The organism is Alloalcanivorax marinus, assembly GCF_016785095.1.
GTDB lineage: Bacteria > Pseudomonadota > Gammaproteobacteria > Pseudomonadales > Alcanivoracaceae > Alloalcanivorax > Alloalcanivorax marinus_A.
Genome location: NZ_JAEKJB010000009.1, coordinates 150,883 through 174,723 on the forward strand (window position 1 = coordinate 150,883; position 23,841 = coordinate 174,723).

13 protein-coding genes are annotated in these 23,841 nt (G+C 67.1%); 2 read left to right on the forward strand and 11 right to left on the reverse strand.

The window, feature by feature from the left end; translation table 11 throughout:
* Positions 1–10 precede the first annotated feature (10 nt).
* From JF515_RS12455 to JF515_RS12500, 10 genes are all read right to left on the reverse strand, one after another.
* Positions 11–5,608 (reverse strand): alpha-2-macroglobulin family protein, encoded by a 5,598-nt coding sequence (locus JF515_RS12455; protein ID WP_203104761.1) that lies wholly within the window; start codon positions 5,606–5,608, stop codon positions 11–13.
* 390 nt (positions 5,609–5,998) lie between these two features.
* On the reverse strand, positions 5,999–7,369 hold the full coding sequence (gene pelG / locus JF515_RS12460) for an exopolysaccharide Pel transporter PelG (RefSeq protein WP_203104762.1): 1,371 nt from the start codon (positions 7,367–7,369) through the stop codon (positions 5,999–6,001).
* Positions 7,369–8,916: a GT4 family glycosyltransferase PelF gene (pelF, locus tag JF515_RS12465; protein ID WP_203104763.1), complete on the reverse strand. Its 1,548-nt coding sequence runs from the start codon at positions 8,914–8,916 to the stop codon at positions 7,369–7,371. The genes pelG and pelF overlap by 1 nt, the downstream gene beginning before the upstream one ends.
* Positions 8,913–9,905, reverse strand: a complete 993-nt coding sequence (locus JF515_RS12470; RefSeq protein WP_203104764.1) for a tetratricopeptide repeat protein — start codon at positions 9,903–9,905, stop codon at positions 8,913–8,915. Before JF515_RS12470 ends, pelF begins: the two co-directional genes overlap by 4 nt.
* A complete protein-coding gene (locus JF515_RS12475) occupies positions 9,898–11,238 on the reverse strand; it encodes a PelD GGDEF domain-containing protein (RefSeq protein ID WP_203104765.1) in 1,341 nt (446 codons plus the stop codon). The genes JF515_RS12470 and JF515_RS12475 overlap by 8 nt, the downstream gene beginning before the upstream one ends.
* The gene (locus JF515_RS12480) at positions 11,238–11,756 is read right to left on the reverse strand and encodes a hypothetical protein (RefSeq protein WP_203104766.1); all 519 of its coding nucleotides are present in this window, start codon (positions 11,754–11,756) and stop codon (positions 11,238–11,240) included. Before JF515_RS12480 ends, JF515_RS12475 begins: the two co-directional genes overlap by 1 nt.
* Positions 11,757–11,776: 20 nt before the next feature.
* Entirely contained in the window at positions 11,777–14,560 is a 2,784-nt protein-coding gene (locus JF515_RS12485) for a tetratricopeptide repeat protein (RefSeq protein ID WP_203104767.1), read from the reverse strand.
* Positions 14,557–15,453, reverse strand: a complete 897-nt coding sequence (locus tag JF515_RS12490; protein WP_203104768.1) for a tetratricopeptide repeat protein — start codon at positions 15,451–15,453, stop codon at positions 14,557–14,559. The genes JF515_RS12485 and JF515_RS12490 overlap by 4 nt, the downstream gene beginning before the upstream one ends.
* Positions 15,416–18,184 (reverse strand): bifunctional glycoside hydrolase 114/ polysaccharide deacetylase family protein, encoded by a 2,769-nt coding sequence (locus JF515_RS12495; RefSeq protein WP_238401045.1) that lies wholly within the window; start codon positions 18,182–18,184, stop codon positions 15,416–15,418. The genes JF515_RS12490 and JF515_RS12495 overlap by 38 nt, the downstream gene beginning before the upstream one ends.
* Positions 18,185–18,312: 128 nt before the next feature.
* Positions 18,313–18,873 (reverse strand): HNH endonuclease, encoded by a 561-nt coding sequence (locus tag JF515_RS12500; protein WP_203104769.1) that lies wholly within the window; start codon positions 18,871–18,873, stop codon positions 18,313–18,315.
* A 415-nt stretch (positions 18,874–19,288) separates the two neighbouring features.
* Here JF515_RS12500 and JF515_RS12505 point away from each other — a divergent pair, with 415 nt between their 5' ends.
* A complete protein-coding gene (locus tag JF515_RS12505; protein ID WP_203104770.1) occupies positions 19,289–20,881 on the forward strand; it encodes a GMC family oxidoreductase in 1,593 nt (530 codons plus the stop codon).
* Positions 20,882–20,959: 78 nt separating this feature from the next.
* Positions 20,960–22,576 carry a hypothetical protein gene (locus JF515_RS12510; RefSeq protein WP_203104771.1) on the forward strand — a complete coding sequence of 539 codons (1,617 nt, stop codon included), beginning with the start codon at positions 20,960–20,962 and terminating at the stop codon, positions 22,574–22,576.
* Here the strand turns inward: JF515_RS12510 and JF515_RS12515 are convergent.
* A complete protein-coding gene (locus JF515_RS12515; protein WP_203104772.1) occupies positions 22,569–23,768 on the reverse strand; it encodes a CaiB/BaiF CoA transferase family protein in 1,200 nt (399 codons plus the stop codon). The genes JF515_RS12510 and JF515_RS12515 overlap by 8 nt on opposite strands.
* Positions 23,769–23,841 lie beyond the last annotated feature (73 nt).

The window sequence follows — 23,841 nt, forward strand, 5'->3', positions numbered from 1 at the left end:
GGGCGGTCCCTCAATCGGCGCCGGCCGGGCGGGTTACTTCCACCCAGCGGCCCTGGTCCCGGGCACGGATATCCCCCCGGTACATGGCCTCCACCTGCCAGCCGGGCAGATAGAAACGGCCGGCGAAAGTGGCGTTGAGCCCCAGGTGGTAGGTGCGGCTCTTGCCGGCGGGCAACGAGAAGTAGCTGAGCACCCGGTCGTCGCGCTGGTCCCGGTAATCCACCGGCTCGGCCTGCTCATCCCCGGCCAGCCGGCTGTCGGTGATCTGCCAGCCGGACGGGATCACCTGGGTGAGCGCCACGTTGTCCAGGTGCTGACCACTGTGGTTGGTGATCGTCACCGTGGCGCGGAAGTCGGTGCCCTGGGCCAGGGATGCCGGGTTCAGCTCGCGGCCATCCAGGGTGCGGAAGCGGGCACTCAGATTGAGGCCATGGCTCTCCGCCCGTTCCTGGCCGGCGGCCGGCGTGCCGCGGGTGCTTACCGACACGAACAGGCGCCGTTCGCTGTCGTTGCGAATCGCCAGCTCGGCGCTGTGATCGCCCAACGCCAGGGCCTGGCGGAACACCGGTGACTGGCTGCTGATGGCCTGCCAGTCGCCGTCGTCGCGCCGCCAGGCGAAATCATAGCCCTGGCCGCCGGCACTGCCGGCGAAGCGGGCCATGGCCATCAGCGCCCAGGCGGTGCTCTGCGTGGAGTACCAGTTCCGGGATGCCAACTGGCTGGCGATGACACGGGCCTGCTCCCAGGCGGCCTCGCTGTCGCCACGGGCGTCCAGCACCATCAACGCGATGGCCTGGTCACGCAACCGTGAGCCGTAGGTGGGCCCGGGGCTGAGGTAGTCGCCGGCGTCATCGCGGGCGGCGGCCAGCAATTCGCCGGCCACCTCGGTGAGCCCCATCTGCTGGTAGGCCGCCGCCAGCAGCCAGCGACCGGCGCGGTAACTGGCCTGGCCGTGGCTCTGCTCGCCGGCACGGGCCTGATAGGCCTCGCGCAGGCGATTCATGGCACCCACCTCCGGCTCACCGGCCAGGGCCAGGGTGTACAGGCGGTAGGCCTGGGCCGCCCACTGCCAGGGGAAACGACCGGGGCTCTGCCCTACCCGGCTCTGGTAGGCCCGCCAGGCATCGAGCATGTCGGCGGGCACCGCATAACCCTGGCGCCGGGCTTCCAGCAGGAAGTGGCCGGCGTAGGTGGTGCCCCAGTCGGTGACGCTGTCGCCTCCGGGCCAGTAGCTGAAACCGCCACCCCGCTGAAAGCGCCGCAGCCGCTGGATGGCCGCGTCCACGTTTTCCTGCACGGCGGCCTGCTGCTCCGCGCTGAGAGTGGTGAGCCGCGACAGATAGAGCTGCGGCAGCACCCCCGACACGGTCTGCTCGATGCAGCCGTGGGGGTATTCGATCAGGTATTCCAGGCGCCGTTCCAGGCCCATGTCCGGCAGGCTGCTCACCGTGAGCAGGCTTTCATTGGTGCCCGGCAGGCCATGGGGGGTGTGCGTCAGGCTCCAGCTGGCGCCGGGCTCCAACAGCTTGCCGCTGTCACGCACCGTGGGCGGGTTGGCGCTGCGCACCGGCAAGTGCACGGTTTCCTCGGCGCGGTGGTCGCCGGCCCGGGCGCGCACCGTCACGTCGGCGATACCGGTGGCGTCGCCGGCCTTGAGGGACAGCGCCGCCACCTGGTCACCGCTTTCGGTGAAGTTCAGGCTGGCGCTGTCCCGGGTCAGGGTCAGCGGTGCCTGGGCCTCGGCGCTGACCGCCACCTTCCCGAGCCCGTCCTTGGCGGCGAACACCGTCACCGGCAGATCCAGGGTCTCGCCGGGGCCAAGCACCCGGGGCAGCGTCGACAGCAGGGTCAGCGGCTGGGTCACGGTGACATCCTGCTCGGCGTGGCCGTAGGCCCGCTCATTGCCGGCCACCACCATCACCCGCACCTGGCCCATGTAGGGCGGCAGGTCGATGTCGTGCTCGCGGGTCTCGCCTTTCTTGAGCTGGAACGGACCGGCGAAGCGCACCACCGGCGGGAACCGGCGGCGGCGTTGCTCCTCGCCGTCCTGGAGGGCGTCGGAGCCACCCAACGCCAGCAATTGGTCGAGTTCGCCGCCGTAGGCACCCACCACCTGATCGAACAGGTCCCAGGTGAGCACGCCCAGGGCCTCGCGCTGGTAGAAAGCGTCATGGGGACGCGGCGTGGCGAAAGCGGTGATGCCCAGCAGACCCTCATCCACCACCGCCAGGGTGTAGGTCATGGCCCTGCCCTTGGCCTCCGACACCGCCACCTTCAGGGTGGCGTCCGGCTTCACTTCCTCGGGCGCCCGGATCTCCGGGACCAGCCGGGTGGCCGGGTCCTCCACCATCAGCGGCGCGATGCCGTAGAGACGGATCGGCCGATCGTTGTCGCGGCCGCGATGGGGCTGCAGCAACGCCACATGTACATAGACATTGGGCGCCATCTCGGCGGTGACCGGGATGTCCAGGGTCAGGCTTTCGCCCTCCTTGCCGGTATCGTCCACCCAGTAGTGGTCGAGCACCCGGTCACCGGTTTCCAGGCTCACCAGCAGGCGGCCCTGGCCGCTGGCGGGCACCCGTACCCGGGCGGTCTCGCCCACCTGGTACTGGTCCTTGTCGCTGGACAGGGCCAGGCGGGTGGCGGCATCGCCCTGGGCATTGCGCTCGCCGCTCCAGCCCAGGTAAACGCTTTGCGAGGCGCAGTGGCGGCCATCTTGCTGGCACACCCGCAGCAGATAGCGGCCCCATTCGTAGTCGGCGCCGGCCAGCGTCCACTGGGCGCGGCCCTGGGCATCGCTGACGAGGCTTTCCTCGCGCAGTTTCTCGGTATGCGGGTCACTGATGAAGTGGGTCAGGTCGCGGCCACCCCGGTCCCACCACCAACGCCAGTCGATGCGGTAGAGGCTCAGGGTGAGGTCACGGCCGGCTTCGGGCTTGCCGTCCCGATCCAGGGCCAGCAGGCCGATTTCATGGTCCCGGTCGCGGCCCAGGGAATCGCCCCAGCCGCTGCCTTTCGGCACCCGGAGGCCCACCCAGTGCGCGTATGGAGACACCGGCAGCCGTTTCACCTGGGTGCTGTAATCGCCGCTTTGCTCGAACACCCGGCTGGTAAGCAGGGCCGCCGCCATGCCCGGCGGCGTGATGTCCGGCACCTGCAGCGGGAAGCGGGCGTCACCGGCGGCGTCCAGGGTGCCCTCGAAGGCGGTGAAGTCGTTCGCGCCGAGATTCCGGGTCGGGTCGGTGAAGGTGAAGCCGTCATAGCCTTTGAAGGGAGCGCCGGCATTGACCAGGCGCGCCTTGACGTCGGCTTTCAGGCCGCCGGCGCGGGCGCCATTGAGCCATTGGCCGTGCAGGGTGACCGGGTTATCGCCGCCGACTTTAAGCGGCTCCGGCGCATCCAGTTCGATCTTCAGGCGGTTGGGCTTGATCGCTTCCACCCGCAGCGGCGTGTCGAAATAACGCTCGCCGACCCGCGCCACCGCCCGCCAGTTGCCGGTGGGCGCGTCCTCGCTGGTGCTCAGGGTAAAGGCATGGAACTGGCCCACCGGCTCGGCGCTGCTGTAGCTGGCCACCTTGTCGCCACGCGGGTCGAACCAATCCAGGGTTACCGGGTGGTCGTCCGGCAGGCGGTTGTGCGGGTCCGCCAGGATGAAGGTCAGGTGGATATCGTCACCGGGCCGCCAAACGTCCCGTTCGCCATAGAAAAAGCCCTTGAGACCATCGCGAACCCGCTCGCCACCGGTATTGAACTGGTTGGTGGGCAGCGCCCGGTTGCGGGCCAGTTTCAGGTAACCGCGATCCTTGTTGTCCCGGGCCACCAGATAGAACGGCGCGCCATCCAGGGCCAGGGTCACCTCGCCCTTGTTGTTGGTGGTGCCACTGGCCAGCACCTGGTGCTGGTAGTTGTGCACGGTGACCCTCACCTTGGTGGCCGGGGTATTGTCGTCCAGATGAGTGGCGATCACCGTAAGGCGGTCGCTTTCGCCCTGCTTGGCGATCAGGCCCAGGTTCGATGCCAGGAAGGCGCGACTGGATTCGGCGCGATCATTGTAGCGGTAGTAGGCATCGGAACAGGGGTCATCGCGCTCGCTCCATCTCAAATAACCGGCGTCGCGGTAGTAGCGGCTCAACCGGTCCTGGTCGTCGACCGCCTGGCCAGGGCCCTCGTAGCTGTCCGGCAGCTCGGCCACCCGCCGCGGGCCGTCACCCTGGCACAGGTAGTCGATGGTCTCGCCATCCAGTTTGAGGGTGAGCATGATCAGGCCGTTGGGATGACCGGCCATCAGCTCGGACAGATCGAGCCGATAGCGCTGCCAGTCATCCCCGGTGCCGGGCGGCAGGGACAGGGTCTTCTGCCACAGGTAGCGGCCGGCGCGGCTGTCCTGGTAGGCGGCGTCCAGTTCATTGTTTTGCAGGTAGGCGGCGATGTTGTCCTCGAACACCTCGAAGGCCTGCACCTTCACCGCCTTGGCGGCCACCGCCTCGAACGGCACGCTCAGAGTCTCGCCATTGGGCAAAATCACGCCCTCGCCGACGAAACGCACGCCGGGCTTGGCCACGGTCAGCGTCAGCTCCTGCTCGAAGGCGCTGTCCAGCCGCGCGCGGCTGGCGCTGCGCAGGCCCGGCTCGATGCGCAACCGGAAACGACCGTCGCCCAGGTCGTCGCGGTCCTCCGGGTAAACGCGCAGGCGGCTGCCGTCGATGCGCACCCGGGCCTCCTTGCCGTTCAGGGTGACCAGGCCGGCGCTGTTCTGGGTGCCCATCAGTGCCTCGGAGAACTGCACGAGGATCTGTGGTTCCGGGTAGCTCAGGGTACGCGCGGTGGTGACACGGAATTCTCCGGGAGCGGGCACCGGGTAGCTTCGTTCGCCGCTGTCGTCCACGTCCAGGGACGCGCCATCCCAGCGCAAAATCACCGGCGCCGCGCCATCGCTGCGCTGGATGCCGGAGATCACGAATTCATGGTTGAGGCTGGCGGCGTCATGCTGCCAGGCGATGTCCAGGGTCCGGTCGCCCTGGCGGGCGGTCAGCACCGACTGCGCCTGCGCCGGGTCGGCCTGGTCCCGGGTGCGCAGGGCGCCGCTCATGCGCATGGCGCTTTCGTCACCGGGTTCCGGTGCCAGGGCATCCACGCGCAGACTGAGGTGCTGGGTCATCACGGTGACGTCGGCGCGCAGTGGCGGCAGGCCATCATCCACTCCGGAGAGTCCCTGGGCGAACAGGGTCAGTTGCAGGGTCTGGCCGGCGGGCAGCGCCTGGCGCGGACGGATTTCCAGGCGGTCGCGGGCGGTGAACACCGCCTCGAAGGACTGCTCCGGGGCCAGCCGGGCGACACCGTCGACGGGCTTGTCGAGGCCGCTTTCATCCACCACCGGGTGGGTGAAACGCACCACCAGGGGCGCCCGGGCGCTGACCGCGCCATGGGGCCAGCTGTCCAGATGATCACGCCAGCGCGGGTCCGGGGCCGGCGCGGTGTCGGCGGCCTGATCCGCCGGCGCGTCGGGTACCGGCTGGGCGGCCTGCTGGTCCGGGGCCTCCGGCGCCGGATCGCAGGCCAGCAGGGACAAAGCCAGAAACAGCAGCACGCCACAATGATGTAATCGCATTCCTTTGACCGCCTTTGTGGTTATTTGGAAAGACCGAGAGTCGGACCGGCAAAATTAGCACAATGGCGACGCCGATTCGGCGACGCCTTTGTTAAAAAACAGCATCCCGGGAAAAAATGCTCATCGCCGGCCAGCGATATAGGGACGGACACTTATTGACCAACGGAGCGTTTGTGAACGGCTGTACAGCTAATGTCTTTGAACCCGGTCACGGACATACTGATTTCCGTCGACGAAGTCCCATCCGTCGACGGCGGAGTTTCGGCTCCGTGATAGCTCTCCCGAGCCAAACGATTCATCGGCGCCCTCTGGGCGCCGTTTTTTTTGGTTCATCGCGCTTTAGCGGAAGAAACGTCTCGCCGAGGTCCCCGATAGAGGGTCAGGCCGGCCCTACTGGAGCATGAAGGTCTGGTATTCCAGGCGCCCCATGCTGCGCTCCACCAGCCACAGCCCCAGAATCACGCACACCGCCAGCGCCATCAGAAAGCCGTAGCCGAAGAATTGCGGCCCGAGCATCAGGCTGATGCCGGTGAACAGGATGTTGAGCACCAGGAACAGGCCGGTAAGAACCACCAGAATGGCGCGCTGATCCAGATAGCAGAACACATTGATGATGGCCAGGAACACCACCTGCAATCCGGCGGCCACCAGCTGCACCTTGAGCAAGGGAAGGTAGAGAGTAGAGATACCCAGGGCGGCGAAGATGTCCGGAGCCACCACCATGATCAGCAGAGCGGCAATGGCCTGGATCTTGATGATCTGGAACACCCCCACGCGGATGGTGGCCACCATGCGGTTGCGCATGTCCTCGATGTACGACAGCGAGCCCCCCTGGCGCACCGCATCGTAGAAGTTGGTGTAGTACTCGACGAAGTCGGTTTCCATGCGCACCAGGAAGATCGCCATGCCCGGGATCAGCGACAGGTAGGCCAGGAAAACCGGAATGTCGTAGATCAGCGAGGCGCGCAGCGGGCCGATCACCGGGCTGCCGGTGGCCGGGTCGAACCAGAACATCAACTTGTCCGCCCACACCCCGGCGTTGAACAGCAACCCCACCAACATCAGGCTCGGGTACAGCCAGCCGCGCTGGAACAACTCGAACGATACCGAGCGGCGGGATGGAAAAGCCCGGGTGATCAGCACCAGCATGCCACCCAGTAGCGCCACCTGGCCGATCAGAAACCCGAGCAGCAGCCCTTCCAGATCATAGCCGCGCAGCAGAAAGGCGGTGCCCACGGTCAGCCCGTAACCCAGGGCGTAGAGCAGCACGATGGCCCGGTACTGCTTCATCCCCGAGAGAAAGATGGTGGCGATCCAGATGTTACTGACCACCACGAAAGCCGCCACCAGCACCACCCGGAACAGTACGCTCTGCTCCGGAAACAGCCACAGCACGGCGATGGTGGCCAGCACCCCGCCGACCACCGTGACCAGCAGGGTGACGCCACCGAAATTGGACAGGATCAGGTCGTTGCGCTTCTCGAACAGGCGATCGGCGCAGAAACGGGTGAACGCCAGCTGCAGGGTGCCGGTGAGAATCAGGCTGAAAGCGATGATGTAGGTGATGGTGACCTGGAACTGGGTCACCGCCGCCGCCGGCGTCACCACCGAAAAGGTCAGCAGCCCGGTGGCCAGAATGCCCAGGATCGACAACACCCAGGGCCCGGAGCCGATCACGCCGGCATAGGCGTAGGCACGCAACATGCCCAGCAGGCTGTCCTGGCGCATCAGTTTGCGCAGTTCGAAGCCGATGCCCGCCATCAGCGCCCTCCCCGCGCGGCGGCGTCTTCATCACCGGCGGCGAGCAGCCCCTGGTACAGGCCCCGGTAGGCGTCGAACATCATCTCCTGGGTGTAGTAGCGCTCCACGCGCCGGATACCGGCCTGCTGGGCGGCGTGCCAACGGACCGGATCGGTGAGCAGATCGGCCACCGCGTTGCCCAGCGCCTCCGGGCTGGCGATGCGCACCACCTCGCCGGCCCGGCCCAGGGCACGGTCCTCCTCATCCAGGCCCTCGATCAACTGGCGGCAGGAACCCACGTCGGTGGAAACCGCCGGTACACCGGCGGCGAACCCTTCCAGCAACACCAGCGGCAACGCCTCGCTGATCGAGCTGAGCACCACCACGCCCACCTTGGGCAGCAGCTCGGCGATTTTCTGAAAGCCCAGGAAGCGCACATGCTTTTCCAGGCCCAGGCTGGACACCAGTGCGCGGCACTCGGCGGCGTATTCCGGGTCCTCGTCCTCGGGGCCGGCGATCCAGCCCTGGGCCTCGGGCAGGCGGTTGGCCAGGGTTCGCATGGCGCGCAGGAAGGTCTTGATGTCCTTGATCGGTACCACCCGACCGATCAAGCAGGCCACCGGTGGAATGTCCTCGGAGCGCGCCGCGCGCACCGGCTCCATGGCGGCCAGATTAATGCCATTGGGTATGTTACGGGTGCGTTCCGGTGGCGCGCCGTCCAGAATTTGGCGTTGCCGGTTAATGTCGTACAGCGCGACGATCCGGTCGGAGGCCTGATAACACTCGCGCCCCAGCTCCTGAAAAAAATTGATCCACTTCTCCCGGAAGTAGGCCATCTCGGTATGGTTCTTCTCCACCAGACCCCGGTTGTCGCTGATCCATTCACTCTGGAACAGGTCGATCCTGCGTTCCTTGGTGTAGATACCGTGCTCGGACAGCAGCAACGGACGGCCGGTGCGGCGCTTGAGCAAGGCGCCGAGAAAACCGGCGTAGCCGGTGGAGACACTGTGATAGAGCCGGGCGGGAATCAGGTTCTCGGCGATGCGATGCAGCACCCAGATCGGCGCGTGCATGATGCGCACGGTCCAGAAGTAATCGACGAAGGACGGGTCGCGGGAATGGCCACGGTATTGGTCGGCGATCATCTCCCAGCTTTCGCGGCTGTGCAGAAAGGCGCGCTCGGACAGGTCGCCCTTGTCCCCCAATTGCGAGACCAGTTCCGTGAACAGCCGGTTGCGCTCCTCGCTGACCACACCCTCCCGGACCAGGGTATGAAACCGCGTCAGTTTTCGGAACGCTTCGCGGTTACCGCGCATCGGCCTGCTCTCCGGCACGGCGGCGGGGTCATACAGGTAATGGGTTTCCAGGTGCACCACGTTGTCCGGCAGCCGGTACTTCATCTCGCCGTAGTCCTCGGGCTTGCTACCGACGAAACAACAGGCGAACCGGTATTCGGGGAAGCCCTGGATAATCTGGTTCACCCAGCTCGACACACCACCGCTGACATAGGGGAAGGTGCCTTCGAGCAGCAGGCAGATGTCGGCGCTGTCAGCCTGGCGCAGAATCATGAAAGGCTCCAGTAGCGAGCCGAGGGACTCAGATTGTTGAACTGGGTTTCCTGGGCGATGACCGTCATCAAGGCGCGTACCTTGACGTATTGTCCCCGCCACAGGGCCAGCTCCGCCAGCCAGGGATTGACCCGGGACGGCGACAGCCCCACATCCAGGGCACGCTGAAAACTCTCACCGGCTTCGTCGAGCCGTTCGTGGCTCATCATGATGCGCCCGCGCAACAGCCACAGGCCGCCGTCGGCATCGTTTTCCGCCAGCGCCTGATCCGTGAATTCCAGGGCCCGCCGTAACGCCAGCTCACGGATATCGCCCTGTACCAGATCCTGGAAATGCAGTTCCCAGTACAGCTCGGCCAGACTCCGATACAACCGGTAATGGCGGGCCGGACCGGCGCTCTCCAGCAGGGTCAGAGCGCGATCGATCTGTCCGGTGAGCGCCTTTTCCTTCTGGTCGAGGATGCCGTAAGCGAGCAGGCGCACATCGTCGACACGATCGCCCAGGGTTTCGCGCAGCACACCGCCGGTGACCCGGGTGGGCATGTTGCGCACCGTCAGCATGCCCTGTAATCGCACCTCCGTGGGAGCGTCCGAGGCCAGTAACAGGGTCTTCAGATCCCCTTGCCGGAAATTACCGCTCGACGACGCCTGCACCGGAGTGAACGCCGGCGGCGGCACCTCCACGAACGGCGTTTTTTGACGCGGGGCGGGCAGTATGTACCCCAGCAACACACCGCCGATCAGGCCGACCACGCCCAGCACCGGGACAAAGAACGCGACGGAGAATACCAGCAGCCACGACAGCAGCGGTGGATCGCGGAAGCTGCGCGGAAATCTCAACCAGATGCCCGTGGCCATGAGCGTGGCGGCGAAGCCATGGATCGCCAGGTAGGCCATGAAATACGGCAACCCGACCTGCCCCGCCAACAGGGTGACGATGGCCGCAAGCTCCACCAGGAGAGCATAGATCAGCAGGCGCACGTCAAACATGGGCCTCCCCCAACAGATCGCGAAGCTGCTCCTTGACCGGGCGCTCATCCAGGAAACGGTGCGTGTATTGGATGCCGGCCTGGGCCAGGGTGTCCATGCCGAAATCTTCCTTGAGCCATTGCTCGATGCGGCGCAGATAACTCTCGAACCCGTACACCCCGGTGGTGGGCATCAACAGCATCAGCACGTAACCGTCCCAGTCCACCCACCAGTACCCATCCATCGCACGCCGATGGCGATTCAAGGCGCTGACGATCTGGCGCGCCTGCTCCGACTCGTCGGGGCTCAGCAGCAACACCGTGGTGTCGACCTTGCGCGCCTCCGCCAGCCGGCGCAGCGCCTCGAACTCACGCCCGAACACCGGCGGCAGGTCCGGCCAGATGTCACACAGCTCATCGACCACCGGCCCGTGGTGCACCACATCGGCGTAGAAGTTAAGCAAAAGGCCAAACAACTGCAGATTCTCATGGTGGATGGAGAGGAACGGCATGCGCTCCACCACCACCACGCCAATCAGCTCGCCGCCGCTGTTCATGACCGGAGCGCATACCCAGTAATGGCCCTTGTAGCCCTCCATGGTTTCGCCGGTCTGGACATGGGTAAGCAGACGATAGTCCAGGGCGTGACGCAACATCTGATCGCCTTGATCCAGCGGGCTGTTGTTGCCTAGCAACGCCACCGGCTCGGGCACCGCCCGGCCATTCTTGACCCGGTACAGGCCACCGCGCTGGAGCTGACAGTACTCGGCCAGCAGGTTCAGCAGTTCCTCGCCGCCGGGCAGCGCCTCATGATGGCTTTCGTCCATCACCACGTCGCGCAGGCGCAGCAGCGCATCGCGCACGGTGTAGGGTTTGACCAGCAGGTTCTCCTCCAGCCGATCATGGGACAAACGCAACAGCACATGCCGCTGGGTCAGGTTGCGCAGCCGCTCCTCGGCGTAGGCGGCCTGGCTTTCGGCGCGCATCAGGCGCACCCGCCACATGTCCGCGAATTCGCCGGTGATCAGGACAATGATGTAACCGCCCAGGAAAGTGAGTTCAGGGAATGGCATGCCCGGATAGAGCCCCAAGGCCTGGCACACGAACCACAATGCCACCAGGGTGAACATGCCGGTGGAGCCGATCAGCGAGCCATAACGCAACGCCACCACCAGCACCACCACGATGCTCCAGCGAATGCCGCCGGTGAAGATCAGCGGGTCATCCGGGCGCACCAGGAAACCGATGCCCACCGCCGCCACCACCAGTAGCGGCGCTTCCAGCCAGGCCATGGGACCGATGCGTTCCGGCGACAGCAGCCTGGCCAGGCGGTACTTGCGAAACACTCGCGCCATTAATCCAGCACCGGCGCGACCAGCTTGTCGATCACCCGCTGGCCGGTTTCGCTCAGCGACTGGCGGGCCCAGCCGGCGCGGGCGGCGGTGCCGGTGTAAAGAAGCTGACCGGCGGGGTCACGGATCTCCAGCATCACGCCCACCGCCGGCTCGCCGTCCACGCCGGTTTTGTAGCGCCATTCGTGCACCACGCCGGAAACCACGTAGCGCCCCTGGCGGGCCGCCACCCAGTCGCGCATGGCCTGGCGGCTTTCCGGTGAGCTGGCTTCGAACAACACGCCGTCACCACTGTCATCGCGATAGCTTTCCACCCGCGCGGCACCGTGCCGGGCCAACACCGCCTCGGTGATGGCCTGGGCACGCAGCCCGGCCTGGGGCGTGCTGGTGCGGTTCACCAGCGGCAGCACCAGCCAGGTAGCATCGCGCTCCAGCCGGACATCCTGGGCGGTGCGCGCATGGGTGCCGCAGCCCCCCAGGGCCAGCGCGGCGGCGCACAGGGCTAGCAATGGCAATTTCATGGTGGTTCTCCTTGGCGATGCTAGTAATAAAATTCGTATTCCAGGCCGAACCGGTGGCTGTCCTCCTCGGCGCCACCGGTGTTCAACCCTCGCTCCGCGTACAGCCGCCAGGCGTCGCGGCCCAGTAACGGCCCCTCGGCCCCCAGTCGACCGTTGAAGCCGAGCCCGGAGCGGCTGTTGTCGGTGAGGCCCAGTTCCGCCCAGGCCTGCAGCCGATGGGGCCGCGCATGCAGGTCCGGGGAGCCAAGCAACAACGCCAGCTCGGTTTCGTGATAACTCTCCGGCACCGCCGGCGTATCCGCCGCGTCGGGCCGCGCCAGCTCCGCCTCCAGGGTCAGCGGCCGCTGCCCCGAGAAGCCCGCCCGGGTATGGCGCAGGCGCAGCCCCGGCGACCAGCGCGAGCGCCACGGGCGCCAGGTGCTCCGGGCGCTGGCCCGCCAGCCCTGACCCAGGGCATCGTCGTCCAGGTCATGGTAATCATAATGAGCCAGGGACAGGCCATTGTTCCAATGGCTGCCGGGCCGCCAGGTGAGGTCCAGGGACGGGCCATCGCGCCGGCCCGCCAACAGCAACTCGGAGCTTTCGTCCGCCGCCGCCCGCCACCGGTATTGAAAGCGCCAGTCCCAGCGGGCCGTCGGGTCTCCTTCCAGGGTCAACCGCAGATCGGCGTCGTCACGGTCGAAGCGTTGCTCCCAGCCCAGCGTCACGCCGGCATCCAGCGCCGTGCCCTGGCGCCCGGCCGTCAATTCCAGGCGCCGGGCGGTCTCGTCCACCCGCAGGCGGGTCTCGTCTTCACTGCTGAAATGGCGTTGTTCGGCGCGCCAGCCCCAGGCCCAGCGATCCCCCAGGGGCAGGTTCTGGCCGAGGCTTTCGTCGTCCACCGCCAGGGGCCCCAGACGCCGGCGCTCCAGTGCCAGATCCAGACGCTTTGAGGCCGGCAGTAACAGGCTCTCCTGTTGGGGGTGCCGATCCGCCCGCTCCGGAGCCCAACGCTGCTGCTCGGCCAGCTCCGCCGCCGCCAGACGTTCACGGCCCAGCGTGGTGTCCGCGTCGAGCCGCTCACCGGCGGTAAGCGCTCCGGCGCGCTCCGCGCGCAAGGCACCGATACGCTGATAGTCGCTTTCCAGGTTGGCCAGCGCCAACGCCGACCCCGCCGGCAGGGTGCCGCCACGCCGATGGCGCTGCAGCCGGTAGGCGCGCCGGGCCAGCTCCGGAGCGCCGATGGCCAGGGCCCACTGGGCCAGCCATTCGGCCCGGTCGGCGCGCTCCGCCTCGGTGGTGTCGGCCCAGGCGCGCTGCTGAAAACGCAGTTGACCGTCGCCCGCCTCGAACCGGCTGGCCAGGGCGGAACGCATTTCCCGGTAAAGGGAACGGGCGGCCGGGGCAATGTCCGCCTCGGCGGGCGGCTCCCGCCACAGGGCGCGCATCACCGGCCAGGCCTGGCGGTCACGACCGGCGGCCAGCAGGGTCTGGGCATAGGCCCAGCGGCGGCGCCAGTCGGACGGGTCGCGGGCCAGCAGGGCGCGCTGATAACGCAACGCCGCCTCCGGCCGGTCCAGGGCCAGGTTGGCGGCGGCCAGCGCCTCCCAGTAAGCCGGACGCTGGCGGTAGCCCGGCTCCGCGTCCGCCAGCGTCACTACCAGCTCCCGGTCGTTACCGCTGGCGATCAGGAACCACAGCCAGGCCAGCCGGGTATCGCCATCGCGGGGCGCCAGCGACAACGCCCGCCGCAGCAAGCGCTCGGCACCGGCCAGGTCGCCCTGGCCGAGCAGGTAATCGGCGTAGGCGCGCAGAAAATCCGGGCGCGCCATGAACAGGCGACGCTGATCGTCGTCCAGCTCCTCCAGGAATGCGCTCAGCGCCTGGCGATCGCCGCGCTCGCGCAGCAGAGCCAGGCGGGCCAGGGCCAGCCCCGGGTCGCCGGTGGCCCGCCAAAGCCGGTCAAAAATGTGCGCCAACCGGTCCGGGGCACCGTAACGGGCCAATTGCAGATAACGTTGATAATCCGCCACGCCGGCATCGCCGCGCCGGTCCAGCCGCTGATAGTGCGCCAGGGCCGCGTCCAGATCGCCCTGCTCCGAGGCCATCACCGCCAGCCGACGGGTCACGCCGGGGTGGTAGTCCAGGCGCTCGGCGTCCTCCACCAGGTGACGATAGGCAAGCGCCCGCTCGCCCTGCAACCAGGTCAGATCGGCGGCACGCATGGCGGCCTCCGGCTCCACGCCATAGCGCTCCATGGCGGCCCGGTAATAGCCCGCCGCGCGCCGATCCTGGCCACTGTTTTCCGCCAGCCGTTGCAACGCCCGATAGAGGGCGGGGCTGGGGTGACGGCGGCGCCAATCATCAAGAAAGGCAAGCCCTTCCTCCGGGCGCCCGAGGCGCTCGTATTCGTCGGCCACCCGGGCCACCAGCTCCGGATCACGGGGGTGGCGGGCCAGCAGCCGGCGCCGGGCACGCAGGGTCAGTTCGTCGTTGTAGGTGAGCGGCGCCAGGATCAGTACCTGCTGCCAGGCGTTCTCGTCATTATCGGTCTCCGCCCGCTTGCGCCAGGCGGCCAGGGCGATTTCCAGATCCCCCTGCCAGCCGGCCACCCGGCCCAGGCGTTCAATCCAGACCGGATCGTCCGGGCGCCAGTAGAGAGCGTTCTCCACCACCTGGCGGGCGCGCGGCAGATTGCCGGCCTCCACGAACACCCGGTAGCCATCCTCGTAATAGCGTTGCTCATAAGGCACCGGCGCCGCCACCGCGTTGGCGGCCAGCCCCAGCAGCGCCGGCATCAGCACCCGCCTTGCGAGCCGCCTCATGCACCGTCCCCCGTCACGGGCGTCGGATCGGCGTCCAGCCGTAGCAGCCGGGTGGCATAGAACTGCGCCTGGCGGTGGTCGCCGGCGGCCCGCGCCAGGTTCATCAGCCGGTACAGCACCTCCGGTTGATCCGCGAACGCCGGCCCCTGGCGGCGACCCACCGCCAGCGCCTGATCCAGCAGCCCGCCGGCCTGCAAGGTGGCCAGGGCCTGTAGAAAATCGGCCCGGCGTAGCGCCGGATCGGTCTGGCTCTCCATCGCCAGCAGGTACTCATTGGCGGCGGCCCGGTAGCGGCCATGGGCGAGCAGATCGGTGGCCGCCTGGCGATACCAGGTGGAAGGCGACGGCTGACGCTCGGCCAGCAAATGGTAGGCTCGCACCGCCGCGTCCAGATTGCCCAACAGAAGGGCCATGTCCGCGTAGCGCCGTACCTCGTCATCGCCCAGGTCGGTCGGATCGACGCGGCGCAGGGCGAAACCGGCCTCCACCGAGATCGGGCTGTCGGCGCGCTCCTCCGCGGGCAGCGCCATCAGCGCCACGAACGGCAGGCGCGCGCGCAACCAAGCCTGCAAATTGAGCAGCTCGCGCTGATTGGATTGCCCGGCCACGTAGTCCAGTTGTTCCTCGGCCTGCTCGAACAGCCCCAGCTCGATCAGGTCGCGGGCCATTAGCAGGCGCAGCTCATAATCGTCCGGTCGCGCCTGCAGCCAGGTGCGCGCGTAGGACAAGGTGACCGCGTCCATGCGCGCGTTACGCAGGATGCTGGACAAATCGCGGGGAAACACCAGCCAGCACACCAGCACCACCAGGAGCGCCAATACCAACAACTCCAGCGGACCGATCACCCGCCAGCGGTCATGGGCCACACTGAAGCCGTAGCTCTTCGAGCTCACGCCGGTCACTCCTGTAACGGTAATGCGTGCCATCCCGGGCCACCGGGTTCAGGGTGCGCCCCTGGTGGCGCAGCCGGCAACCCGCCGGCTGGATCAGGGTAAAGGTGAGCGGCACATGAGCGCGCAGGGAGAACGTCAGACCATCGTCAAAGCGCAGGAAGCCGGTCAGGCGACCGTTGGCCTCCCATAGTCCCGGGGCGTGGTCCGGCCCCGGCCGCCAACGGGCCTGCCCGTCCGCCAGGTGCACATAGGGGCCGGGAGCCTGGTCCCGGTAGCCGGCCACGCCCTGGCTATCGGCCAGTGCCGGCGGCGCCACGCCGTCCGGCAGGCGCAGGGTGCGCAGATCGCCCTCGCCGCGCACCAACCAGCTGTCCCCTTCCCGGGCCACCACCATGCGGTTGAAATCCAGCACCTTGGCCACGTATTCGGACGCGAACACCGGATTCACCGGCTGGGCCAAGGCCCAGTCGTAGACTTTTTTCAGGGACGTCAGGGAGGCGTTCTTGCTGGCGATGTAGGTATGGTAATAGATGTCGATGGGCTTGAAACGGATCGGTTCGCCGGTAAGCCGGAAGGTTTCGATCACCCGCTCATAACCATAAAAGGGCCCCTGCCAACGACCGGTATAGAGGTTTTCGTTCTGGTTGGGGGCGAACACCTGGTATTCATCGCCCTTGGGCAAACCGATGCCTTTGATCAGGGTCCAGCTGGGAGCACTCTCGGTAATCACCGTGTCGCTGCCGTTCATGTTCAGCAGGCCGTTCTCACGGGCGATCTTCAGGGCCGCTTCCGTGGCCACGGTGTCACCGCTCCACAGCACCATTTTCACCGGCTTGTCCGGTGGCAGCAGGCGCCGCCTCATGTAATCCGCCGACCCCACCAGTTCCCGTTCCAGATCCAGCCGGTAGTCGGCGATCGGCAGGCGCAGGGCGGTGCCGTCCGCGCTGGCGGCCTGATCGGGGTGACGCAGGGACTCGCGCCAGTAGAACGGGTGCGAATAGGTATGGGTGGCGGCTTCCACGTGATCGAGCAGAAACATACGCTGGGCGATGTCCTCCAGTTCCTCGGCACGGTCCGCGTAGAGGCCGGTTTCCGCCACCTCGCCCTCGATCACGGAGAGGGTGGTGGGTACCCGGTAGCGTTTGAGAATTTCCTGTAGCAGCACCTCGCCGGCGGCCTGATTGCGGTAGCCGCGAACCTCCGCCAGGCTGGGAAAGCCGTCGCCGTCCATGTGCGCGAACAGCAGCCGACGGCCATTCTCGGTGGTCACATCCGGGATCGGCATGGGCGGCAGCTTGAGCGCCTGACGCAGAAAAACGAGGGGTTGAAGCAACCAGCGCTCGGCGGTTTCGTCGCTTTGCACGGTGGGCAGCAACGAACTGACCACGAACGGATTCAGGGCAAAGCCGCCCCAGTCGGTGACCGCCGCCACCGTGTATTCCTGGTCACCGGCTGACAGAGTCAGCCAGGGCTGGCCGCGCCCCTGATCCAGCGCCACCGCGTCGGCCACCTGCAACAGGCCGGGCAGCGGTGCCTCGAACCCCATTTCCGGCGCCTGGCGCGCCACCCGGGGTGGCGCCGCCGGCTGCGGACGGGGCTGAAGCCCGAACACCCCGGCGGCACGCTCGCCGGCGGCCACCGGCAGCCGGCCCAGCATCACCACCGGCACTCCGGCCTCGGCCTGCCGAGCCAGCCAGGCACCTAACCGCGGGCTTACCTGTTCCGGCTCATTGAGCCAGGTAATGATGCCCGCGTAGCGACCGCGCAGGGTGCCCGCCGGCATCACCCCGCCCTGATAGCGAATGTCCGGCACCAGCCCCAGGTGCTGCACTGGCATCAGTGCGTAGCGCACCAGCTCGGATTGCTCCCAGGGGCCGCCCGGTGGCGTGCCATGCAGCATCAGGACCCGCCGGGGCATCACCTCGCGACGGCCCACGCCGAGCATGTCCAGCGCCGGGTTGCTGACCCAGGGAATCACATCGTGGCCAGCGATACGCCGCGCCAGTTCCCGGGCGCCGTCACGGTCTTCCGGCGGCGCGTAATCGATGGCGATGGTGGGTAATTGATAGCGCTGACGCACCTCGGCGAACCGGTCCAGCAGCCATTGGCGGTCCTCCTCGGAGACCGCCTGGTAACGGCGCAGATCCGGACGCCAGCGCTGGTACAGGGATTCCGCCGCCACCGCGTCCACGTGCGCGTGCACCGCCGGTAGCAGCTCGAAGCCGCGATTGAGAATGAAGCGGGCGCCGGGGAAGGTGGCGGCGATGCTCTGGATCAGGGTTTCCAGTCCCTGACGTTGCTCGGCCAGGGCCGCCTCGCTTTCCACGCCCAGGCGGTAACTGTCCAGGGTATCGAAGAAGAAACGTCGGTAGCCACGGCGCCACAACGGCGCCACCACCTGCTCAATCAGGTACCGGCGCAATGCCGGCTTGGACAAATCCAGCACCCGGGTTTGCCAGTCCGGATTGTCGCCCAGCACCCACTCCGGGCGAATGCCAGCGGCGTAATCCCGGGAGGGCAGCACCTCGCCCAGGCTTACATAGGCATATACCCGACCCACCTGGTCCGCCGGCGGCGCCTTGGCCTGGGCCGGCTCGATCACGGTCAGATCGAACAGGGCCAGTTCACGCCAGGGAATATCGGGCCCGTAATAGAACGCCGCGGACGGCGGATCGGCCCGTGTCAGCCCGGCCAGGGCAAGCAGCAGCAAGGAGAGGAACAGTCGGGTCAAGGCGTCGGCTATCCTTTTTGTTATGCAAAGACTCAGGATAGCAATACAGCATGAAGGATGCCGTCAAGTAAGTGCTAATTATCTGAAACCATGTGTTATCCGCCTCTTTTTTACAATTCACGCTTTATTCACAGCAGACGACTGTCCTTGCCGAACTGGCCGCGCAGGAACTCCATCTGATCGCCACGAATACGGTGGCTGTTAATCAGCGCCAGATACTCGGCCATGTTCGGGACATAGGGCAGCGCCAGCAGCTCCATGCCGATTTCCTCGGGCAGGCGGTTGCCCTTGTGCTGATTGCAACGCCGGCAGGCGGCCACCACGTTAAGCCAGTTATCGCGACCGCCCCGGGAGGTGGGGCGGATGTGATCGCGGGTCAGACGGGCTTCCGGGAAGTGCTTGCCACAGTACAGGCAAAGGTGCTGATCGCGGCGAAACAGGGCGCGGTTGGTGAGCGGCGGCCGGGTGCGACGGCGCGGACTGGCGAGACCGTCACAGGCGATGATGGAGTGCAGCATCAAGCGGGAGCGGTCGCCGGTGAGGCGGCTGACGCCGCCCCGCAGCTGATAGATCACGTCGCCCAGGGTCCAGGTCACCAGCCCTCGGGCGTACAGCACCGCCGCGGCCTGCCAATCAAGCCACTCCACCGGCGTGCCGGCTTTGTCCAACCGCAGTATTCGTTCACTCATTCGACGACCTCGCCCGTCCGACGACTTCAAACCCGCGCTGGCGGGAGTTTCCTGACGGCGGCGTCCGCACGCGGCGGGCGGCACCCTGGATAACGACGATACGGTGGCGGGCGAACGGGAAGGCGGGATCCGCTCTTGGCGACTCGACCGCGCTTCGCGGCGGCGCGCCCTGGCTCCGGGTTCGGCTCCGGTCCGGCGCGGCCTGCCCTGGTCTCTGGTTAACCGACCGCGACCGGCTAATCAGAAAGCAGAATTGCACAAATCATAAACAGCACGGCGTCGAATCCGCAACCGCGCCGCATCGTTACCGGCGACGCATTGGCCGGGGCGCGGATACAAAAGGTCAATCACATCGCTGTGATGGCGCCGTTATACTGCCATTGTTCAATGACACTTTTATTCTCCAGGGGGCGCCATGCCGTTCGACTATGTGATCGTGGGCGCCGGCTCCGCCGGCTGCGTTCTGGCCAATCGCCTATCGGAAAATCCCAACAACAAGGTGTGCCTGATCGAGGCCGGTCCGGACGACGATAATCTGTTCGTGCGCATTCCCGCCGGCATCATCTGGCTGATGCGCTCCAACGCCCGCAACTGGCGCTATTACACGGTGCCACAAAAAGCGCTCAACAACCGCCAGATCTATATTCCCAGGGGCAAGACCCTGGGCGGCTCGTCGGCGGTCAATGCCATGTGCTACACCCGTGGCCACCCGTGGGACTACGACCACTGGCAGGAGCTGGGCAATCCGGGCTGGAGCTACCAGGACGTGCTGCCGGTGTTCAAGCGCTCGGAGCGCTACGAACCCGGCGCCAATGAATTCCACGGCGACCAGGGCAACCTGAACATCGCCGAGTTGCGCTTCCGCCACCCGGTCAGCGAGGCCTTCGTGCAGGCGGGCATTCAGGCCGGGCATCCGGCCACCGATGACTTCAACAACGACGTCCAGGAAGGGGTGGCGCTGTACAAGGTCAATCAGAAGGACGGCGAACGCTGGGGCGTGGCGCGGGGCTACCTGCACCCGGCCATGGCTCGCGACAACCTGACCGTGCTCACCGAGGCCCTGGTGCACCGGGTGGAGTTCGACGGCAAGCGGGCCACCGGCGTACGCCTGGAGCGCAAGGGGAAAGAACAGACCATCGAGGGCGGCCAGGTGATCGTCTGCGGCGGCGCCATCAATTCACCGCAATTGCTCAAGCTGTCCGGCGTCGGCCCGCGGGACGAACTGGCCCGACACGGCATCCCGCTGGTCCATGACCTGCCCGGCGTGGGCGAGAACCTGCAGGATCATCCGGACGTACTGGTGGTGCACCGCAACCGCCGCCACGACACCCTGTCGCTGGGCTCCTGGGAGCTGCCGTTCACCGGCGCCAAGGCACTGTGGGATTTCTTCGTGCACCGCAATGGCCAACTCACCTCCAACGTGGCGGAAGCCGGCGGCTTCATCAAATCCCGGTCGGAGGAACCGCGCCCGGACCTGCAGCTGCATCTGACCGCCGCCAAACTCGACAACCACGGGTTGAACTGGCTGTTCAGTTTCGGCCACGGTTACTCCGGCCACGTCTGCATTCTGCGCCCCAAGAGCCGTGGCGGCATCGGCCTGGCGGACGCCAACCCGCGCTCACCGGCACTGATCGACCCGCGCTTCCTGAGCCACCCGGACGATATGGAAGGCATGGTGCGCGGCGTCAAGGCGATGCGCGCCATCATGGCCCAGGATGCCCTGGCCCCCTGGCGCGGCGCCGAGATCCTGCCCGGCGACGGCGTGCAAAGCGACGAACAGATCCGCGACTTCCTGCGCCGGAAGTGCGACAACATCTACCACCCGGTGGGCACCTGCAAGATGGGTGTCGACGATCAGGCGGTGGTGGACCCGGACCTCAAGGTGCACGGGCTGGAAGGGCTGCGGGTGGTGGATGCCTCCATCATGCCGACGCTGATTGGCGGCAACACCAACGCGCCCACGGTGATGATCGCCGAGAAAGCCGCCGACAAGATCCTCGCCGAATAGGCCCCGCCCTCTTCATAAAGCGGTCATGCCCGATCCTCAGACTTCCGAACGATAGAACATTTTCGGAGGGGGTCGAGCATGAGCGCCGAGTCTTCGCCGCGCGCGCGGTTGGTGGAGCTGTTGTGGCAATTGAAACAGAGCTATGACCGCGAAGGCGGCGGCGGGCTTCGCTTCATTCATTTCAACACCCTGCTCAACGACTCCGAATACCGGGCCGAGATCATCGAGCAGGCCCTGACCAGCGACAACCCGCGCATCCGCGACCTGGGCCGCCAGCTCAAAACCGCCAACCGCCAGGGAGTGCTGCTCGGTCGTCAGCCCGGCCAGGGCGCGCCCGCGCGAACCCCGCCGGCGGCGTCCGCCGAATCGCCCCGAGGCGGCCCGCCCTGGCCATGGCTGGCGACCCTCGCCGTGGTGCTATTGATTGCCGCCGGGGTACTGCTGTACCGACCGCTGCGGGTGATGCTCGCCGGCGAACAGGTGGTCAGCGGCAGCCTCGATGGCGACCGGCACTGGGGCGCCGACCGCACCTGGATACTGGACGGCATTGTCTATGTGGAAAGCGGCCAGCTCACCATCGAGCCCGGCACGCGCATCGAGGGCCGCCCCGGCTCCGCCCTGGTGGTGACCCGGGCGGCGCGCCTGCACGCCGCCGGTCGCGCCGACGCACCGGTGGTGTTCACCAGCAATCAGGCGGACGGTACCCGACAGGCCGGCGACTGGGGTGGCGTGGTGCTGCTCGGCGATGCACCGGTGAACCAGATCGACGCCCAGATCGAGGGCGTGCCGGAGGACGATCCGCGCGGTGCCTTCGGCGGCGACAACGCGGCGGGCAGTTGCGGCGTGCTGGAGTACGCGCGCATCGAGTTCGCCGGCTTCGAGGTGTACGCCAACAACGAACTCAACGGCCTCACCCTGGGCGGTTGCGGCAGCGGCACCATCGTGCGGCATGTGCAGGTCCATCGGGCTCTGGACGACGGCATCGAGCTGTTCGGCGGCAGCGCCGACCTGCGCCATATTCTGATCACCGGCGCCGGCGACGATTCCCTGGACTGGGACTGGGGCTGGCGTGGCCGGGTGCAATTCCTGATCGCCCAGCAGTACAGCAGCAACGGCGACAATGCCTTCGAGGCGGACAACAACGGCGACCGCCACGATGCCCGCCCGCGTTCCGAACCGGTGATGTACAACGTGTCGCTGATCAGCCCGCGCAGCCATGCCCAGCACCAGCGTGCCATGACCCTGCGCGAGGGTACCGGCGGCCACTTTCACAACATGCTGATCAGCGGTTTCTCCGGGGAAACCCTGGATATCCGCGACGCCAGCACGGTGGCCAACCTGAACGATGGCACCCTGACCTTCGACGCGGTGCTGGTGCACAACATCGGCGCCCGGGGATTGACCTGGTTCGAGGACGAAAGCGGGAAAGGCGACGATGACGCGGGCCTGGATGAGCGCCGCTACTTCCAGGGCCTGCCGGGCCTGCGTTTCGGCGAGGACCCGCTGCTGCCGCGCAATGCCGTGGATCTGGCGCGCCCGGATTACACGCCGGCCAGCGCCTCGCCGCTGAAGAACGGCGCCAGCACGCCGCCGCAGGGGGAATTCTGGGACGAAACCGCGCTCTATCTGGGCGCGGTGCGGCCCGGCGCCGCCCGGGTGTGGACCGACGGCTGGACCGACTTCCCGCTCAATTGATCACGCCGTCGGCGCGCAGCCGGCGGAATTCTTCCTCGGAGAGGCCCAGTTCCTCTCGCAGCACCGCCTCGGTGTGGGCGCCGGCCTCGCCGCCGGGCCAGCGAGTGCCGCCGGGGGTGCCGGCCAGGCGCGGGGCAATGGCGGGAATCTTCAACGGTTTGCCGTTGATCTCCACCTTCTGGAACAGACCACGGGCCTGGAAGTGCGGGTCGGCCATCATGTCGGCGGCGCTGTAGATCGGCCCGCAGGGCACCCGGGCGTCCTCCAGCAAACGCAGCACCTCGGCGCTGTCCAGGGTGGCGCACCAGGCCTCGATGGCACCGTCCACTTCCTCTTCGTGTTCCACCCGGCCGGCGTTGTGGGCCAAACGCGGGTCCTCGGCGAGATCGGCGCGGCCGGCGGTAACCATCAGCCGCTTGAAGATGGAATCCCCGTTGCCGCCGATGATCACGTACTTGCCGTCGGCGCAGCGGTAGGTGTTGGTGGGCACGATGCCGGTGACCGTGGACCCGGCGGGCTCGCGGATCAGCCCGGCGCCGTCGAACTCAGGGATCACCGCCTCCAGCAGATTGAAGACGGTTTCATAGAGCGCCACGTCCACCACCTGCCCCTGGCCGCTGCCGCGCCGCTCGAACAGCGCCAGCAAAATGCCCAGGGCGGCGTGCAGGCCGGCCACGGTATCGCCCAGGGACAGATTGGGCCGCACCGGTCGTTCGCCGGGGAAACCGTTCACGTAACGCAGCCCGCCGATGCCTTCGCACACCGAGGCGTAGCCGGGCTTGTCCGCGTAGGGGCCGTCCTGGCCGTAGCCGGAAATGCGCGTGTAGATCAGCCCCGGGTTGCTGTCGCTGAAACGATCCGGCCCCAGGCCCCAGTTTTCCAGGGTGCCGGGGCGGAAGTTCTCGATCAGCACATCGGCGCCGTCGATCAGCCGCGCCGCCAGATCGCGACCGGCGTCGCTCTTCAAATCCAGGGTCACGGAGCGCTTGTTGCGGCCGATGCTGCGCCACCAGAAAGAGGTGCCGGACTGGTCCAGCTTACGCCAGCCACGGATCGGGTCGCCGCCGGGCGGCTCCACCTTGATCACCTCGGCGCCGAAGTACGCCAGCAGGGTGCCGGCGAACGGGCCGGCGATCAATTGACCCAGTTCCACTACCTTGACCCCGGCCAGGGGCAGCGCGCGTTCGCTCATGTCCGTTCCTTTGCTTCGCCAGGGCCGCTATTGTCCGGGCTGTTCCCGCCGTCGTCCATGCATCGCGGCTGAA